This is a genomic window from Arcobacter sp. L, from assembly GCF_000284235.1.
Taxonomy (GTDB): domain Bacteria; phylum Campylobacterota; class Campylobacteria; order Campylobacterales; family Arcobacteraceae; genus Aliarcobacter; species Aliarcobacter defluvii.
On sequence record NC_017192.1, the window covers coordinates 2,647,789 to 2,666,901 of the forward strand.

Genomic DNA, 19,113 nt, shown 5'->3' on the forward strand with positions numbered 1-19,113 from the left:
TTATTATACCCAAATTATACTTAATATCAAAAATAATCAAATTTCTATTCTCACTCCAACATTATCAAAATCAACAGTGAATACTCTGAAATGAGGAAATTTAAGTTTTAATGCTTTTTCTAAATTTTTACTATCATCAGAATAAGTCATCGAAAATAATGTTGACCCAGAACCAGATAATGTACTCATTAAAGCACCTTCTTTAAGTGCAGTTTTTTGTACGTCAAAAAGTTCAGGCATTTGTTTCATTCTATATTTTTGATGGATTTGGTCATTTGATGCGTATTTCAACATTTCCCAATCTTCTGCCATAAAAGCTGCAGTTAATAAAGAGGAATGAGAAATATTGAAAACAGTATCTTCTTTAGAATATTTAAAAGGCAATGTTTTTCTTGACATTTGAGTTGAAATTGCTCTATTTGGGACAACAATTACTGCTTTTAAAGTTTTTGGTATAGCTTTATTAATGTATTTTACTTCATTTTCTTGTACACATGCAACATTAAATCCACCCATTACAGCTGGTGTAATATTATCAGGATGGCTTTCATAGGCAAGTGCAAGATTTAGTAGTTTATCTTTTTCAAGTTTTATTCCTTCAATTGCATAAGCACTTGCAATTGCAGAAACAATAACTGCAGATGAACTTCCTAAACCTCTTGATAAAGGAATTTCATTTTGAAATTCAAATCTAAAGTGTCTTTTTTTATGTGATAAGTTATGATAAAAATCATTAAAAATAGAGATAAACATATTGTTATCTTTCAAGGCTGGATTGTTAGCACCCTCTCCTTTTAAAGATACACTATGAAATTTAGATGGTCTAATTATAACTTGATTTTTCATAGAAATTGCTAGACCTAAACAATCAAATCCTGGTCCTAAATTTGCACTAGTAGCTGGAACGCTTACTTTCATCCATTTCCTTCTTAAACTGCTGGTAAATTATATATTGGCAGTGTTTCTTCTTTAAAATTGTATTTTTCTATACCCATTGGTAATTCAAAGTCGTGGATTATACAATCTTTTTCTAAAAAATCTACTTTAATTTTATTTTCTACTCTAATAAAGTATTTTTTACCTAAAGCTTTAATTGGGGAATTATTATTAAACTCAAAACCTTCAATAGCATTAAATTCAATATTTTTTGAAATACATATTGTTTTTAAAAATATATATGCAACTTTAATTGACATAAAAGAACCAGGTGAATTTACATAAATAATTTTCTGGATATCAAAGTCATTTAAGAGATTTTTAAATAAGTTAGGTAGCAAATCAGAAGTTTTACCATCAAGTTTATAATCTTTTATCAATTTTTTATTTTCATAAATACCTATTAACAATGGATTTGATATTGTAATAACTAACACTTCAATCAAGTTTTAATTCTCTACTTTTGAATAAGCCATTTCAAACACAACAGCTTCACTACTAGCTTCTTCTAAATCAATAATTTCATAATTTGATTCATCTTCGTAAAGTTTTTTTGTAAGTAAATGATTTAAATGATGACTTCCTGCAATTGCATCATATTCACCAACAAGTGTGTATTCTAAAAGAGCCATATCTCCTATTGCATCTAAAATTTTATGTCTAACAAATTCATCATCAAATCTTAATCCTTCTGGATTTAAAACTTTTGTTTGGTCAAGTACAATTGCATTTTCCATTGATCCACCTTGAGCTAATCCAATACTTCTCAAATATTGAACTTCGTGCAAAAATCCAAATGTTCTTGCTCGACTTATATTTTCCTTATATTCTGCAATTGAATAATCAAAATGAAATTTTTGTTTTCCAATTGCTGGATGCTCAAAATTTATTTCAAAATCATATACTATTCTATCAGATGGTTTTAAACAAACTTTTTTCCCATCAGGAGTTGTAACTTCAACTAGTTTTTTGATTTTTATAGCTTTTTTTGATTTATCTAACTCTTTTATTCCAGCTTCTTCAATTAGCATACAATAACCTGATGAACTTCCATCTAGAACAGGAACTTCATCATTATCAACAACAACTCTTAAATTATCAATTCCATAAGCATAAACAGCAGATAATAAATGTTCAATTGTTGAAATTACAACTCCATCTTTACCAATAACAGTAGCCATTTTTGTATCAACAACAAACTCTTTTTTTAATGGAATAGTAACTCCTGCATCAACTCTATAAAAAACTATTCCCATATTACTATCAAGAGGTTCTAGTCTCATTTTTACAGGAACACCTTTATGAAGACCTATTCCTACAATTTCAACACTTTTTGCTATTGTTCTTTGTTTCATTTACTGCTTCCATTTATTATTTTAATTGCATCATTCATTGTTTTTGTAAGATTTACTTTTATCCAATCATTATCAAGCCATTCATTTGGATTTGCTTCTATACCTTGAACTAAAATTCCAAAATGCAAGTGATCTCCAAAAACAGCTCCAGTTGAACCAGTTTTAGCTATAAGTTGTCCTGTTTTTACCTCATCATTCACTTCAACATTTTGACTACTTGTATGAGCATATAAAGTAGCTAGTCCTAATCCATGATCAACAATAATTGAATCACCGTAAATTCCTAAATAATCTTTAAAAATAACTTTTCCTGGATTTGTTACATTTACATCAGCTCTTTTAACACTTGCCCAATCCATTCCTAAATGCCAAGCTTCATCAATTTTTTGTTCATTATAATAATAATGTCTTCTTTCTCCAAATTGTGCAAATGTAGCTGCATTTGGCATTCTTACAAAAGTTTTTACATCAAATGGTATTTTTCCACTATTTGCTAAATTTTTTCTAACTACATCTTTTATAGTTTTAACATTCTTTTCTCTTAATTCTTTATTTGTTTTTACAAATGCCTCAATCGTATCAGAAGGAACAGTCATATTACTATTTTCTAAAACATGTTTACTAACATTATTTACAAATTCATCAGATACTTTTATATCATCGATTTTTTCTTTAAAACTTTTAATATAAAATGGAACTTTAGTAACTGTTTTATTATTTGCCATATCAACTGCAACTAAATTTACCCTTTTAAATTCTTTTATATCAATTGGCCAAGTAATAATAGAAATATAAAAACCTTTCTTATAAAAAGGGAATAATTCAAAAATTTCTTCATCGTTAAATGTTATATAATAATCTTTTAAGTTTTCATCATTAATTTCGACAACAATAACTCCACTACCACCTTGTCTTAATAAATATGAATTTGTTACAACATTTGCAATAGGACTTCTTTTATCAATAATTATTTTTGATTTTTTAATTGATTCATTTCCTCTAAAGAAATTCCACTTACTTGTATCAAAAGCTTGGATTTGTAAACTTCCGCTTGTTGGTTTATAAAATTCATCAAAAACAGGTGGAGTAATTTCTAAATCTATTGAACCATTTTCATCTTTTAATACTTTAGTATCTAGCCTAACTTGTTTGTCACCATCAACAAATAATACTTCATAAGATTTAATACCATAATCATCTGATATATTTATTTTTATTGGTTTTTGTAAATTCCAATAAATTTCATCTTCCGCAGTTATTTTTGGTGCATTTCTCTCAAAAGTAGGAGATAAAAATAAAAAACCAACTATCGCAACTAATACAAATAGAACTATATAAACCCATAATCCTTTAATACTATTTTTATTATTTGTAAATTTCAAGAATTTCCTTTAAAACTATTTCTTTCGCTTTTTCAACATCAAGTAGATCCAACGTACATCCAGCAGCATTAAAATGCCCACCACCATCAAAATGAGAAGCAATTGCAGATACATCAATTTTACCTTTAGAACGCAAAGATACTCTTGATACTCCATTTACTATTCTTACAAAAAAAGCTATTCTTACAATTGCTATACTCATCACCATATCAAGAGCATCTTCACAATCTCTATTATGGGCTCCTGTCTCTTTAAACCATTCTTCTTTTGCAATGATAGAAGCAACTTCTCCCTCTTTATATAATTCTAGACTATCTAATACTTTAGGAATAATTCTATATTTTGCCAAAGAATCTCTTCTTAATAGCTTATTTGCTATTTCAGAAGGACTTGCTCCACATTCAACTAAAAAATTAATCTTTTCAAATGTAATTTCATCACATCTATTTAAAGAAAAAGCTAAAGTATCATCATAAATTCCTACATATAATGCAGTTGCAGAATTTTTTGTAATATACAATCCATTATGTTTAAAAAATTCATATACTAACTCTGCTGTTGAACTTTTGAGAGGATCAACTATATTTACTACACCAAAACTATTATTTGATTTGTGATGATCAAAATTTATAAGCGGAATTGACGAATCTAATTCAAAGCCTAATCGTTTATAAGTTCCACAATCAACACTAATTGCTAAATCAAAAAATGCAGGTAATTGATCTGTTATTTTTTCAAATCTTGGAATAAAATCAAGATTTTGTGGTAAATCTGAACTTATATTATAAACTTTATGTTTTATCTTATTTTCATAAAACAAATTTGATAAAGCCAATGCAGAACCTATAGAATCAGGATCAGGATTTACATGAGTAATAATCAAAATATATCTACTTTTTTCTATAAGTTCTAAAGCTTTTGTATATTCTGACATATCAACTTTATTACTTATTATAAAATCTTTTTTCATCCTTCTCCTTTCTAAACAAATTTAAATCTAACAAAAACTTACTAACAAAAAGTTAATCAAACTTCTTTTAATCAAATTTCATTGAAAAATCAAGCCAAGTTGATTGGTGAATAATACTTCCACTACTAATTGCATCAACACCTGTTGTTGCATATTCTTTTATTGTTCTTAAATTTATATTTCCACTAGCTTCTAGTAAAATATGAGGATAATTTGCATTTCTAAATTCTACAACTTCTTTTATTTGTTCAATATTCATATTATCACACATTATTATATCACCACCAGCATGCATAGCTTCTTTTACTTGGTCAAAAGTTTCACACTCTATTTCAATTTTTGTAACCCAAGAAATTCTTTTTCTTGCTTTTTTTATAAACTCTTCTAAATTACTTATTGTTCTTAAGTGAGTATCTTTTAGCATTAAACAATCATCAAGTCCAAGTCTATGATTGATTGCTCCACCAACTCTTGAAGCATATTTTTCAAAATCTCTTAATTGTGGTCTTGTTTTTCTAGTATCAAGTAAAACAACACCTGTCCCTTCAATCAATTTTGCATATTTATTTGCCATTGTTGCAATTCCACTTGCATGTTGAAGCATATTTAAAAAAGTTCTTTCAGACGAAAGTAAAATAGATGCTTTTCCTTCAAGTTCAGCAATTACATCACCAACTTTTATCTCATCACCATCATTTTTTAAAAATTTACAATCAAATTTTTCAGTTCTTGCTAATACTTTTGCATATTGAACACCTGCGAGTATTCCATCTGATTTACAAATAGCTCGCGCTGTAAATCTTCCCTTTGGAGCAACATCGAAGAATAAATCCCCTCGACCATTATCTTCAATAATGGCATTTTTTACAAATTTTTTGATATTAATCATACTTCAAACATCCTTTCTAATGCTACTTTTGCCCATTTTGCTGTTTCTTCACTTACAAATATTTCATTCTCTTTTGAAATGTTATCATCTTTAATAGATTTTAAAGTTTTATAAACATCTTCAAGCGTTGTTTCATTCATTGTTGGACACTCTGGTTTTGTTGAACTTAAAATATATGTATTTTTGCTTCTTAATCTATTTACCATATTAAATTCTGTTCCAACTGCTATTTTCTGCTCAGGGTCTAAATTTTTAATATATGTTATTAATTGTGAAGTTGAACCTACAAAATCTGCTTTATCGCAAACACTAGGATCACATTCAGGATGAACTGCAATCAAAATATCAGGAAATTTTTCTCTATAAAAATCTATATCATCAGCAGTGAACTGTTGATGAACAGAACAAAATCCGTTATAACAAATAATATCAGCCTCTTTTAAATCACTTCCATCACCAACAACTGCTGATTTTAGATTTAGTGATTTTGCAAAATTTTGCCCTAAACAACGATCAGGAACAAAAAATATTTTTTTACCTGATTCTAAACCTTTTTCAATAATTTTATAAGCATTTGAAGAAGTACAAACCATTCCACCCATTTGTCCAACTTTTGCCTTTACTGCTGCACTAGAGTTAATATATGTAATTGGTAAAATATCTTCGTTTGCAATACCTGCTTCATTAATCTTTTTTAAATTTTGTTCAAAATAACCTTCATCTATCATCCTAGCCATTGCACAACAAGCGATTTTTGGCATTAAAACTCTTTTTTGTGGGCTCATAACTTTTACACTTTCACCCATAAAACCAACACCACAGAAAACTACAAATTTAGAATCCGTAAGCATTACTTTTTTTGCAAGTTCTAATGAATCACCTGTTATATCAGCCAACTCGAAAACTTCATCTCTTTGATAAAAATGTGCCACTAAAGTCACATCTAATTCATCTTTTAATTTTATTATCTCTTCTTTTAAATCCAAAATAAACCTTCAAATTTTTATTAAATGTGAATATAACAAAAGTTTAGTTATAATCTCATTTAATTATAGACTTTAAACAAAGGTAATAAATGGATTTTTTTACAAATACAAACATACTATTTTTTATAGCAGCGTATCTTATTGGTTCTATTCCATTTGGTGCAATTTTAGCAAAAACATTTGCAGGAGTTGATATAAAAACTCAAGGAAGTAAATCAATTGGTGCAACTAATGTTTTAAGAGTAGTAAAAGAAACTAACCCAAAATTAGCAAAAAAATTAGGTATTGCTACTGTTTTACTTGATGCGTTAAAGGGTACTTTAGTTCTATTATTTGCTATGTATTATGGAGTAAGTGATTCTACTTTATGGGGAATTGCAATACTTGCTGTTTTAGGACATTGCTACTCAATCTATCTAGGACTAGAAGGTGGGAAAGGTGTAGCTACAGGACTTGGAGTATATCTTGTACTTATCCCTATTCCAACATTAATTGGTGCTGTAGTTTGGATAGTTTGTGCAAAAGTTTTAAAAATATCATCATTATCTTCACTTCTAGGATTAGTTGCTGTAGTAATAAGTGCAAGTTTTTTAAACAATGGATTAAATGTAGGCTCAAATGTTCCTATGTATATCATTGCATTTATCATTATATATAAACACATACCAAACATTATAAGAATAATAAAAGGTGAAGAGAAAAAAGTTATATGAAAATACATATTGATAACTTAACTTTTAAATGTATTATAGGAATACTTGACTTTGAACGAATAAAAAAACAAAAAGTCGTTATAAACTTATCTTTTGAATATGAATTTTCAGAAGATAAGTTTATAGACTATTCTGAAATTTCAAATCTAATAAAAACTACAATGAAAAAAGAAAAATTTTTTCTACTTGAAGATGCAATTTTGCATTTTGAATCATTATTACAAAACAATTACAATATAAATAATCTTAATATTAAAATATCAAAACCAAATATCTTAACAAACTGTATAGTTTCTCTATCAAATAAATAATTATTTATCAAATAAATAAGAGTAAAAAAGTCCTAAAATAGCAATAACACAGCATATTTTTTCTGTTAATTAAAAAATAACTTAAATTAACAGTTAATTAACACAGAATTAATGATTTTAAGAAAACTTTAAAATTTAGTGGTGTAGAATGGTCGCAACGGTATGTCGGAAAAGGTTTAAAACCTATGTTTTAGATGAGTTCGCGCGCTCCGGTAGACTGATAATAGATTTCGAAATTTTAGGAGAACAAATGAAAAAAATCGCAAAATTAAGTTTAGTAGCTGCTGTAGCAGTTGCAGGATTAACTACTGCTAATGCTCAACCATTAGAAGAAGCAATCAAAAATGTAGATGTATCTGGATCTGTAGTATATAGATATAATGACTATAGTAATGATTCAACTGATACAGTAAGTGCTGGAAATAAAGATGGGGAAAACAACTATAAAATCGGATTAAATTTATCTTCAAAAGTAAATGATGATGTAAAATTCAATTCAAGAATTATTGCTGGTTCACAAGGAAATGGATCTTTTGTAACATTAAATACTGACAGTGGTGATGGTCAAGCTGATATCTCTTTATCAAATGCTTATTTTGGATACACAGGAATTCAAAATACTACTGTTAATGTTGGTAAACAAGGTTTAACTACTCCTTGGACTGTAGCTGTTGACTCAGATAATAATGAGCAAACAGGAACAGGTATTTTAGCACTTTCTACAGTTGGACCAGTTACTTTAGCTGCTGCTTACTTTAATCAATCAAATTTAGATTCTTCAAGTGATGCAAAAGTTAGTGCTTTAGGTGGTGAAACTAAATTAACAGACGTTGTTGATGGTGGTAAAGATATTGTTACAGTTGGTGCTATTGCAAACTTAGATTTTGTTACTCTTGATGCTTGGTATTTAGATTTAGATCAAACTTTTGATTCATATACAATTGGTGCAAAAGCAGATTTTGATTTAAGTGGAGTAAAACTTGGTGTTGATGCAAGATATGCTTCATTATCTTTAGATGATACAATTCAAGCATTAGGTTTACCTGAAGACAATGCAATTGCTAAAATTGCTTTAACTGGAAAAGTTTCAATTGTTAATGCTAAAGTTCTTTATGCATGGACAGATAAAGATGGTGGTTTAACTGCTGCTGATAATGATGCTGTTACAACTGTAAATGGATGGAATACAACTGTTAATGGTAAAGCTGATGCTGATTACTGGCAAACAACTTTAGGTGTAAATATTTTATCAAACTTAAATTTATCAGCTAACTACAATAACTTACAATATACAAATATTGGAGATGCTGAAATGGAAGAAGAAGAATTATATGCTCAATTAACTTATAAAATGAGCAAAAACTTCTCTACGTATATCAGATATGGTACATATACTAAAGAAATTAAAAATGCAGCTAGTGATGCAGATGAAATCAATGATGATACAAGAGGAAGATTACAAGTTGAATATACATTCTAATATTTTTAGAACTATTTGACTATACTTTTTCTAAGGGTGGGGAATTTTCCTCACCCTTTTTTATTTATAAAAATATTTTAATATATCAAATAAAAGATATTATAATAATTTAACCTTATTATGATAAAATCTTGTAATTTTACAAAAAAGGATTTTATCTTGAAAAAAGCAATTCTTTCATCTATTTTATTATTAGGAACTACATCTATAATCGCAGATACAACTATGTGTTTCAAAGAAAATCATACTTCAATGAGTACTATTGAAAATACTGCTTTAAATGGTGGAGCATGTGAAGGTAAATATTCAATCAATGATATGAAAGCAAAAGGTTGGATTGTAGATGATATAAAAATTTCTCAATCAGCAAATGGAATGAATTTTATCTATATCTTAAAAACTCCAAACTCTTCAATTCAACCTGTAGTTGCTGGAAATATGTCAGGAAATTCTGCTGATATGGAAGCAAGAATCTTAGCTAAATTAGAAGCAAAAAAAGAAGCTGAAGAAAAAGCAAAAGTTGAAAAAGAGTTAAAAGATGCTGCAATAATTGCAAAAGAACTTTATATAAATAAATGCCAAACTTGTCATGGAACAAATGGTGAAAAACGAGCTTATAATAGTGCTAGACCTTTAAGAGATTTATCTCAAGAAGATATGCAAGAATCAATTAAAAATTATAAAGTTGGAAAAGTTGATTCTATGAATGCAAATATTATGGCACCTTATGCAAATTTTATTGATTATAAAGAGCTTAAAGGCATCTATGCATATTTAAAAGAATTAAATAATAAATAAAGAATAAGGATTTTATCCTTTTCTTTCTTCTTACAAACTCTAATCACTCTTTATAGAAATTTAAAGTATAATTTCCTTTTTTAAAGGATTAAGGCTAAAATGGACGCATACGAATATTCAGAACTATTAAAACTACTAAATACAAAACTCAATAATATAAAAGGTATTTTAAAACCTGATGATTTAAATAAAAGATTGGATGAAATCAAACAATTAGAATCATCTCAAGATTTTTGGAATGATGTAGAAAATGCTACAAAAATAGGAATAGAAAAAAATAGAATTTTAGGGAAACTAAATAAATTTAATAAAGCAAATGATTCTTTAAAAGGTACAAATGAACTTTATGAAATGGCAACTGAAGAAAAAGACGATGAAACTTTAGAAATGCTATATGATGAAGCAGAAGATTTGGAAAAACTTATCAAATCAACTGAAATTTCAGTGATGTTATCTAATCCTGATGATGCATCAAATGCAATTGTTTCTATTCATCCAGGAGCAGGTGGTACTGAGTCACAAGATTGGGCAAGTATACTTTATAGAATGTATCTAAGATGGGCTGAAAGAAATGATTTCAAAGTTGAACTTCTTGATTATCAAAATGGTGATGAAGCGGGTATAAAAGATGTTTCATTTATTATCAAAGGTGAAAATGCATATGGTTATATGAAAGCTGAAAATGGTATTCATAGACTTATAAGAATCTCTCCATTTGACTCAAATGCAAAAAGACATACATCATTCTCATCTGTGATGGTAAGTCCTGAAGTAGATGATAATATTGATATTGTAATAGAAGATAAAGATATTAGAATTGATACATACAGAGCAAGTGGTGCTGGTGGACAACACGTAAATAAAACAGAAAGTGCAATTAGAATTACACATATTGCTACAAATATAGTTGTCCAATGTCAAAATGACAGATCTCAGCACAAAAATAAAGCAAGTGCTATGAAAATGCTAAAATCAAGACTTTATGAATTAGAACTTGAAAAACAACAAGCTACAAAAGATGGTGTAGAAAAAAGTGATAATGGATGGGGACATCAAATCAGATCTTATGTTCTTCAACCTTATCAACAAGTAAAAGATAGTAGAAGTAATATTGGTTATTCAAATGTTGAAGCAATTTTAGATGGAGATATAACAAAAATTATTGAAGATGTTTTAATTGCAACTGCTAAATAAATAGTGACAATAAATCACTATTTATTTTCTATTATTTTAATAGTACAAGTAACTCCTGCTCTTAATATAAAATCTTTTGGAACTTCATCTATTTCTATTCTTACTGGAATTCTTTGAGCTAATCTAACCCAAGTAAATGATGGATTCACATTTGCAAGAAGTCGTTTACCTATTTCATTATCTCTATCTGTTATACCACTTGAAATACTTGATACATGCCCTTTTAAAATAAAATTTGTACCTAAAGGTTGTATATTTGCAATATCACCCTCTTTTATAAGAGGTATTTTGTGCTCTTCAAAATATCCATAAACCCAAAAAGAATTATTACTGATTAATGCTAAGGTATTTTCACCTCTATTTATAAAATCTCCACTTTTTAAAACCAGATTTGAAACCCAACCATCTTCAGTTGCAATTACACTAGAACGCTCTAAATTCAATTTTGCAATATTTAGCTCAACTAAAGCTTTATCATAATTTGCTTTTGCTATATCTAATTGATATTTTGCAGTTTCATGTTCTTCTTTTGAAACAACACTATTATCAACTTTAAATCTTCTATCAAACTGTTTTTTCTTCATTTGATATTCAGATTTTTGTATTTGAAGAAATGCTTCTGATTTTGCTACATCTTCTAAAAATCTTTTTTTATCAATTTGGAAAAGTAAATCACCTTTTTTTACAAATTGATTATCTTTAACATAAACTTTTTCAACTAAACCACTAACATCAGGAGAAATCATGATTGTATCAGCTCTTATTCGTCCATCTCTTGTCCATGGATTATTCATATAGTTATGCCAAAGTTTTAATGCTAGAAAAACTGCAATTACAACTATAAAAAATGTAATTGCAAATTTTATGAATTTTATTAATTTACTATTTTTATTCATTATTATATTTCCTTAATTATAAATCAAAATTGATGGTATTGCAAAAAAGCATACAAATAAAGCTGTTCTAAAAAGTCCAGGATGCCAAACATAATTATAAACTCCAAGATCAGCTAAAATTCTATTTATAAAAATCTGTACAATTCCTGCAACAATAAATACTACTACTAATGTTGGTATTTCATTTCCTAATAGTGTTACTACTAAATTCATTTTATTTCTCCTTTTGAGGGAAGTGATATTTTATTTAACATAAGAGTATAAATTAAAGAAATTTCTATTAAAATATTTTGCATAACTCTTTGTTCAATAGCTGATTTATATACTCTATTTTTTTCTAATTCAATAAAATCTTCTTTAATTTTAAAAAAGATTTTTTCTTTTTTATTTTCATCTTTTAAAGAAAAATATTCCTTTATAGAATCTAAAATTTCATAAACAAATTTTGGTTGATTATCTTTTTTAAACTCTTTTAATAAATTTTTTATATCTATAATTGCTCTTGCAATTTCAATACTTGAAAGTAGCCATTGAAAAATCAAAGTATTTGATTGAGTATTTAATCTTCCTTGGGTTGAAAAGTGTTGAATCAGATCTAAACCACGACTTTCTAAAACAACCCTCCTTAAATCTTTTTTTTCATAAGTTAATTTTATTATTCTATTTACTAATAGATTTGATACTCTTCTTTTTGTCCAAGATTCAGACCAAGAATTTATAAGTTCATAAGCAACACCAGCAACAATTATTCCTATTAAAGAAGAAATACTTGTTTCAAAATAAGTAATATAATCCATACTATAATATAAATTCATCGAACAAACAGTAATAATAATAAAAATAAATCCAAATGCAAATAATCCTCTTTGAGGTGAAGTTCCAAGCCAAGCAGCTATCGCAAAAACAGGAGCCATTACAAAACAAAAAGTTGGAATATCACTAACATAAGTTGGAATTAAATAAAAATTATAAATTCCTGCCACAAAAAAAGATACAATTGAACCTTTCAAAAAACTTTTACTCGCATTTATTGGATTTGGAATAGAACTAAACATAAGTGTAGTTGCAACAGCTGAAATAATTGCAAAAGGAGCATAACCCCAAGCTGTAATAATCCAAAATATTGTCATCACAATCAAAACAATCGCTGCTCTAAATGAAGCTAAAATAACAAGTAAATTATCAGTATATGTAGAGAATTTCACTATTTGGCTTACTTCTTCACTATCATCATTTTTTAGTTTACTATTTAAAAATGATATATATGTTTTTGTATATTGGGAAAATTCATCAAAAAATCGTAAGATTAAAAATGATGATGAATTAAAATCATTTTGTAAATCGAAATCTAAATCTTTAAATTTTTCTCTTTCTAAACCTATTTTTTCTTTTATTTTTATTCTTGTTGAATCAAATTCATTTATAATATTTTCTACATTGTATTCAAATAAATCATCAGAATATTTTTCTAAAAAGTTTTTTATTGGTTCATAAATTTCTTGTAACGATAAAATTATATTTTTATCTATTTTTTCATTGTTAGAAATTGTACTAATTATGTTCTTTAAAGAATGGAAAGTAACTGATAAATGCATAAATTCAGAATTTAATCTTTGATAATACATCTTATCTTTTTTATTGATATTACTTTCAAATATACTATTCACTCTAAGTGCATCTGAACCTAAAATATTTTTTGAGAAGTTTGAAGTATTACTCTCTTTACTAAAAATATTATTTGTATCTAAAACAGCTATAAATATATTTTTATATCTTTGTTTTTCACTTATAAATAGAGTATCTGATAATTTTTTTGGGAAAACAACTTCACTTATAACACTTGCACTTAATAACCCAACAACAACCTCTGAAAACCTCTCAACGGCAAAACCATAAACACTTAAAGGATTGTGAATATTTGGTAAAACTATTAAAGCAACTGTATAACCTGATAAAACAAATCCATAAGATATGAAATTCCTATATTTAAATCCAGCTGCTGCACAAATTGCTATCCAAATTGTAAAAAAACCCATAAACCAAACTCTATCTTGGGAAAAAGCAGAAGTCAAAACTAAAGAGATAATAAATCCTATAACTGTTCCCAAAAATCTATAAAAACTTTTTGAAAAAACCATTCCACTGTACATTTGCATTACAATAAACACAGTGAATACAGAAGTTTGTGGACTTGAAAGATTTAAAAACATTGATACACTCATTGCTATTAATGCTGCAATTGTTAATTTAACAACATAAATAATAATTGTTAAATCACCATTTATCCACTCTTGGAAAGCAGATTTAAAAATACCAATTTTAGCCTTTGGCATTTTTTAACTCTTCTTCTTTAAAGCCACCACCGATTGATCTTATTAATTCCAATTCTAATTCTGAATGACTTTGTAATAATTCCATTTCAACAATATGAATCATTAAACTATTAATTTTTGTGTCATAATATAGAATCTTATCATTTAAACCAATCTCAAATCTTTTATTTGCTATTTTTTCATTTTGTTCAACTGATATTTGTTGTTCTTTATGCATTTTTATTTGTAGATTTTTATATTCAATTTTATTTAATACACCAACTACTTCATTTACTGCTTTATTTAAAATATCATTATATTCATAAACTGAACTATTGTATGTAATAACTTTATCATCTAAATTTGATTCTCTTTTTCCCCAATCAAAAATAGGTAAATCCAAAGCAACACCAGCAGAAGGAACAGTTGAAGATTTTGATAGAAATTCACCTGATAAAAATGATGTAAACCCTAAAAGTCCTGATAAATTTATATTTGGATAAAACTTAGTTTTTGCAACATTTATATTTTCATCATTGCTTAAAACTATATATTTCTGAATAGCTACATCTGCTCTATTTGATAAAAAATTTAAATAAATATCGTTTGATAAAACTAAATTTATTGATTCATGAATATCAGGTTTTTTTAGACTTTGTGCAAAACTTGGTAATTGTCCAGATAAGATACATAATGCTGAAATCTGTGCTTTTGTTATCTCTTTAATTGAATATTCATTATATTTCATTTGAGATATTTGAGCTTTTTTTTCATTCAATAATACTTCATCAATTAAACCATTATCAAATTTTTCTTTTAATATCTTGAACTCTTCATCTAAAATATTTACAATCTTTTCTAAAATATTTATTTTCTTTTCATTAAAATTCCAAGATAAATACAATTGACTTATAGCTAAAGATAGATTTAACTTAGTATTTTCGATATATGCTTTTTGTGCAAAAGCAATATTTTTAGCTGATAAAATTTTAGATTTTCTTTCATCCCAAAAATCAAACTTATAATCTAATGTCGTTGCACTGTGATATTGGGTGAAATATCCACCACCTAAAGGAGGTGGGAAAATATGATTTTCACTAAATCTTTGTCTAGTTAAACTTGATTCAAAAGATATATTTGGTAAATTTTCTGATTCAATTGCTCTTATTGTTGCATTAGCTTTTGCAAACCTTTGTTTAACACTTTTTAATGATGGTGAATCATTTAAAGCTTTTTCAACAATAAAATTTAGCTGCTCATCTTCAAATAATTCCCACCATTTTTGAGTAATATTTTCTTTTGTTGATTTTGTATTTATAATTTTCAATTCATCAAATATCTGTTTTTCATCAATTTTTTCAACTTTTTCAATTTTGGGAACACAACCAATAAATAGAAAAAGAACTATTATAAAAATAAATGTATTTCTATTCATTATTACTCTTTTGATAAATTTTCCATAATTTTATCAAGCATAGAAATAAAAACATCTTTTTCTGTTTCACTAATACCTTGTAAAACTTTTTTCTCAAGTTCTAAAGAAAGATTGATAAGTATATCTTTTAGTTCTTTTCCTTTATTTGTAATTGCAATTAAATATGCTCTTCTATCATTCTTTTTTGATTCACGGTTTACTAAACCTTTTGCTTCTAATTTATCTAAAATAAGTGTTAATGCTGATTGTTTATAGTCAGTCTCATTTGCTAAATCTTTTTGAGTCATTCTATCTTTTTCACAAAGTTTTAATAAAACTACAAATTGAGTAGTTGTTAATTCATATGGACTAAGAGCAATTTCCATCTCATTTTTTATACTATTTCTTACTTTTGCTATTTTTATACCTAGTTGATCGCTTAATGTAAAATTCATATAAATTCCTTTTAATTTTCAGAAATATACACTAAGATTAATTAATATATAATTAATATATTAACTATTTATATATTAAAAAAAATTGTTCTTAAATTTGAGTTTATTCTCTATCACAAATAATATTGTAGATACAATAATTACATATAGATTTATCTTCACATTTTGAAAAAGAAATCTCTTTTTTTGATATCTCTTTTAACTCTTCAAATTTTTGATTTAAAAGTTCTAATTTACTTTCAAGTGCTATTTCAGGAATTAGTTGAGTATTGTGTAAATCATAATAATACGCGTGTATTTTATTTGTTTTAAAATACTGATTCATAGCAATATAATAAAATTCAAGTTGGAAATCATTAGTCTTTTCATAATTTTTAAGCGTATCAACACTTAAACTTGAAGATGTTTTATAATCAATCAATTCATACTCATCTTCAAAACTATCAATTCTATCAATAATTCCTTTTATTTTTATTCCATTAAATTCACACTCAAAGTTTTTCTCTAAAGCTATAATTTTTCTATTTTTTAATCGCTCTTTATCATGTAAATAAAACTCATAGAGTTTTTTCTTCCAAATTTCCAAATCAAGTATCAAAAATGGATTTGAACTTTTATATTTTGTAAATAAAGTCTCAATTTTTTCAAAACTCAATTCATTTGCATTTTCATAAATAGTATAATAATCTTCTAAGATTGAGTGAATAATATCTCCTAATTCATAAGCTTTTGGTTTTAATGAAATCGAATGTTCTTTTATTTTTAAAATATATTGCAAATAAAATTTTCTTTTGCATTGTAAAAAAGTTTTAAATGAAGTTGCTGACCAAATAAATTTTGCTAAATCAATTTGAGCAATTATCTCTTCTTCAAAATGAGAAATTTTATGATTATCATAAAGTATATGTTTGTAAAAATTATCATTTGTATCAGTAATTATTCTTTTTTCAAACAGTTCATTTGCAAATCTTGAAATCTGATTTGTATCTGAATTCACATAAGAAATAAAAACATTTTTTGTTGAAGTTATTAATCTTTTATAATAATACTTTTGTAAAGATTCTCTATCAAATTGTGTTGGAAGATTTGCCAATTGTTTTAATTTTGTTGATAAAAATTTATCTTTTAAAGATATTTTTGGAATAAATGATTCATTAAAATCACAGATAATTATAACATCAAACTCTAAAGCTCTAGTTTCTAGTAATCCTAAAACCGTAATTTTTCCAGAATTAACATCATCAAGAGTAATTTTTGCTAATTTCTGTAAAAATATTTTAAATACATCTTTTAATAAAATATTGTTTTCTTTTGAAAATAAAATAATATTTAGTTTGTAAAGTAACTCATCATATTTTTCAATAAGCTCAACATCCGTCTCTTTTGATTTTATAAAATCAGTAATAAAAAGAAATAAATCTTTTGTTACATTTTTATTCCATAAAAACTTTATGTTTTTATCTATAAATAATTTATCAATTTCTAAAAATTTTAAATTTTCAATATTTTTAATTTCATCTTCATTCAAATATAAATATATTGCATTTGCAATTTGATAAAGATTTGTATTTTTTATACTTTTTCCCATTGCATAGTTAAAATATCTCTCATCATCAAAAAGTTGTATATAAGATGCAAAATTTTCATCAGGTAAGACTAAAGCAATATTTGATGGATTAATACCATTTTTTACCGATTTTTCAATACAAGATTTTATATAAGCTATTTGATTTAATCTAGAATTAAAACCTTTTGTTTCAAAAAATTCTAATTTATTATATATTGGCTCTTGTTCTATAATCTCATTTTTTGATAAATCATATTTATATTTATAATTAAGTTTAACCTCTAAACTAAGATTTTTAAAAACTTCCAATGATTTTTGATTATAAATATTTGAATAAAATACAATTGTTATATTTATGTATTTTGATATTTTTTCTATCATATCAAATTCAACTTTTGTAAAATATCCTTCAAAATGTAACTCAATTGAGTCAAATTTATTTAAAAAATTTTCATTAATTTTATAGTGATTATTTATGTTAATTCTATCTACATAAGAATTTTTCTCTAAAATATTTACATAGTTATTTTTTATTACTTCTAATATTTGTAAATGCTCTAGATAAAAATCATAAGTGTCAACATTTTGTATCTGATTTATTTCAACCTTTTCACTTGCAAGTTCTAAAAAAAATCTATAAATATAATCACTTTGTTTTAAAAACTTAGTAAAATTATCAGAAATACCAAGCTTTTTAATATCAACATTTTTTATTGCTTCATTTAAAAAAAGAACTCGTTGTTCTTCTTCGCAATATTTAAATTTATTTAATGTTATTGATTTTTTAAAAAATTCGTCGATTGTTAAAATAAAAGGCAAAAGAGTATTTTCACTCTTTTGATTAGAAATAAAATTTCTAATTACCCTTGATGTAGGAAAAACTAAAAGTTTTTTTTTAAATAGCATTTGTTTTTATATAAATATATCCTATAGTTCCATCAACATTGAAACTACCTGTTATAATCCAATTATTAGATTCTTTTAATTCAAAAGTAGAAGTATATATTTTGTCTTGACTTAAAAAATCATCATTTCTAAAAATCATATCACTATCATTTGAAATTGATTTTGTTACTATTAATTCAATATTTACATCTTTTTTTTCATTTGTTACTTTATCATAAACTACAATTTTAAGGTTATTTTTCCCAACTTTTAAAAGGTCTTTATGTAAAGAATATTTTTCTAAAACTCTTTGAGAATATTTTATATCATCAGTTGTAAGATCAAATTTTTTCTCATTTAAATAAAATTCAAAATTATATTTTCTTAAAAATAATGAGTTTGAATCCATCATATTATTATAATTTTCATCAACATCTTGATATTTCTTCATGAAGCTATGATCTTCTATTACAGGAAGGCTTGTTGCACTTCTTACTGTCCAAATAATCATTGAAAATACAAAACTAAAAATTCCTATAAAAAACAATGGCCAATAATTTCTTTTCATAA

General features: G+C 25.9%; 19 protein-coding genes. 5 read left to right on the plus strand and 14 right to left on the minus strand.

The features are described from left to right. Window positions 1-36 precede the first annotated feature (36 nt). The 7 genes from thrB to nadA form a co-directional block, all read right to left on the minus strand. Window positions 37-918: a homoserine kinase gene (gene thrB / locus ABLL_RS13050; protein ID WP_014475256.1), complete on the minus strand. Its 882-nt coding sequence runs from the start codon at window positions 916-918 to the stop codon at window positions 37-39. A gap of 11 nt (window positions 919-929) precedes the next feature. Next, a complete protein-coding gene (locus ABLL_RS13055; protein WP_258239374.1) occupies window positions 930-1,373 on the minus strand; it encodes a hypothetical protein in 444 nt (147 codons plus the stop codon). A gap of 12 nt (window positions 1,374-1,385) precedes the next feature. Beyond that, complete coding sequence (gene lpxC / locus ABLL_RS13060) at window positions 1,386-2,291, minus strand: UDP-3-O-acyl-N-acetylglucosamine deacetylase (RefSeq protein ID WP_014475258.1); 906 nt, start codon at window positions 2,289-2,291, stop codon at window positions 1,386-1,388. Beyond that, window positions 2,288-3,673, minus strand: coding sequence for a M23 family metallopeptidase (locus ABLL_RS13065; protein ID WP_014475259.1), 1,386 nt, complete (start codon window positions 3,671-3,673; stop codon window positions 2,288-2,290). The genes lpxC and ABLL_RS13065 overlap by 4 nt, the downstream gene beginning before the upstream one ends. Beyond that, on the minus strand, window positions 3,657-4,643 hold the full coding sequence (locus ABLL_RS13070) for a bifunctional oligoribonuclease/PAP phosphatase NrnA (RefSeq protein WP_014475260.1): 987 nt from the start codon (window positions 4,641-4,643) through the stop codon (window positions 3,657-3,659). The genes ABLL_RS13065 and ABLL_RS13070 overlap by 17 nt, the downstream gene beginning before the upstream one ends. 67 nt (window positions 4,644-4,710) lie before the next feature. Beyond that, complete coding sequence (nadC, locus tag ABLL_RS13075; RefSeq protein ID WP_014475261.1) at window positions 4,711-5,532, minus strand: carboxylating nicotinate-nucleotide diphosphorylase; 822 nt, start codon at window positions 5,530-5,532, stop codon at window positions 4,711-4,713. Then, window positions 5,529-6,518, minus strand: coding sequence for a quinolinate synthase NadA (nadA, locus tag ABLL_RS13080; RefSeq protein ID WP_014475262.1), 990 nt, complete (start codon window positions 6,516-6,518; stop codon window positions 5,529-5,531). The genes nadC and nadA overlap by 4 nt, the downstream gene beginning before the upstream one ends. A gap of 89 nt (window positions 6,519-6,607) precedes the next feature. On the opposite strand from nadA, the gene plsY reads away from it, so the two are divergent. The 5 genes from plsY (at window position 6,608) to prfB (ending at window position 11,014) form a co-directional block, all read left to right on the plus strand. Continuing rightward, entirely contained in the window at window positions 6,608-7,231 is a 624-nt protein-coding gene (gene plsY, locus ABLL_RS13085) for a glycerol-3-phosphate 1-O-acyltransferase PlsY (RefSeq protein ID WP_014475263.1), read from the plus strand. Further along, window positions 7,228-7,542: a dihydroneopterin aldolase gene (locus ABLL_RS13090; protein ID WP_014475264.1), complete on the plus strand. Its 315-nt coding sequence runs from the start codon at window positions 7,228-7,230 to the stop codon at window positions 7,540-7,542. Before plsY ends, ABLL_RS13090 begins: the two co-directional genes overlap by 4 nt. A gap of 250 nt (window positions 7,543-7,792) precedes the next feature. Next, window positions 7,793-9,022 carry a major outer membrane protein gene (locus ABLL_RS13095; RefSeq protein ID WP_014475265.1) on the plus strand — a complete coding sequence of 410 codons (1,230 nt, stop codon included), beginning with the start codon at window positions 7,793-7,795 and terminating at the stop codon, window positions 9,020-9,022. 159 nt (window positions 9,023-9,181) lie between these two features. Next, the gene (locus ABLL_RS13100; protein ID WP_014475266.1) at window positions 9,182-9,820 is read left to right on the plus strand and encodes a cytochrome c; all 639 of its coding nucleotides are present in this window, start codon (window positions 9,182-9,184) and stop codon (window positions 9,818-9,820) included. Window positions 9,821-9,919: 99 nt separating this feature from the next. Further along, a complete protein-coding gene (gene prfB / locus ABLL_RS13105) occupies window positions 9,920-11,014 on the plus strand; it encodes a peptide chain release factor 2 (RefSeq protein ID WP_014475267.1) in 1,095 nt (364 codons plus the stop codon). Between the two features lie 17 nt (window positions 11,015-11,031). Here prfB and ABLL_RS13110 read toward each other — a convergent pair whose 3' ends face one another. The 7 genes from ABLL_RS13110 to ABLL_RS13140 all read right to left on the minus strand — a co-directional run bounded on the left by ABLL_RS13110 (window position 11,032) and on the right by ABLL_RS13140 (window position 19,111). Next, window positions 11,032-11,910 (minus strand): biotin/lipoyl-binding protein, encoded by an 879-nt coding sequence (locus tag ABLL_RS13110; protein WP_014475268.1) that lies wholly within the window; start codon window positions 11,908-11,910, stop codon window positions 11,032-11,034. Window positions 11,911-11,922: 12 nt separating this feature from the next. Then, window positions 11,923-12,123, minus strand: a complete 201-nt coding sequence (locus ABLL_RS13115; protein ID WP_014475269.1) for a DUF1656 domain-containing protein — start codon at window positions 12,121-12,123, stop codon at window positions 11,923-11,925. Further along, window positions 12,120-14,243 (minus strand): FUSC family protein, encoded by a 2,124-nt coding sequence (locus ABLL_RS13120; RefSeq protein ID WP_014475270.1) that lies wholly within the window; start codon window positions 14,241-14,243, stop codon window positions 12,120-12,122. Before ABLL_RS13120 ends, ABLL_RS13115 begins: the two co-directional genes overlap by 4 nt. After that, window positions 14,230-15,657, minus strand: coding sequence for a TolC family protein (locus tag ABLL_RS13125; RefSeq protein WP_014475271.1), 1,428 nt, complete (start codon window positions 15,655-15,657; stop codon window positions 14,230-14,232). The genes ABLL_RS13120 and ABLL_RS13125 overlap by 14 nt, the downstream gene beginning before the upstream one ends. A gap of 2 nt (window positions 15,658-15,659) precedes the next feature. Further along, window positions 15,660-16,091: a MarR family winged helix-turn-helix transcriptional regulator gene (locus tag ABLL_RS13130; protein ID WP_014475272.1), complete on the minus strand. Its 432-nt coding sequence runs from the start codon at window positions 16,089-16,091 to the stop codon at window positions 15,660-15,662. Between the two features lie 103 nt (window positions 16,092-16,194). Beyond that, a complete protein-coding gene (locus tag ABLL_RS13135; protein ID WP_014475273.1) occupies window positions 16,195-18,564 on the minus strand; it encodes a PD-(D/E)XK nuclease family protein in 2,370 nt (789 codons plus the stop codon). After that, a complete protein-coding gene (locus tag ABLL_RS13140) occupies window positions 18,554-19,111 on the minus strand; it encodes a hypothetical protein (protein WP_014475274.1) in 558 nt (185 codons plus the stop codon). The genes ABLL_RS13135 and ABLL_RS13140 overlap by 11 nt, the downstream gene beginning before the upstream one ends. Between the last annotated feature and the right edge of the window lie 2 nt (window positions 19,112-19,113).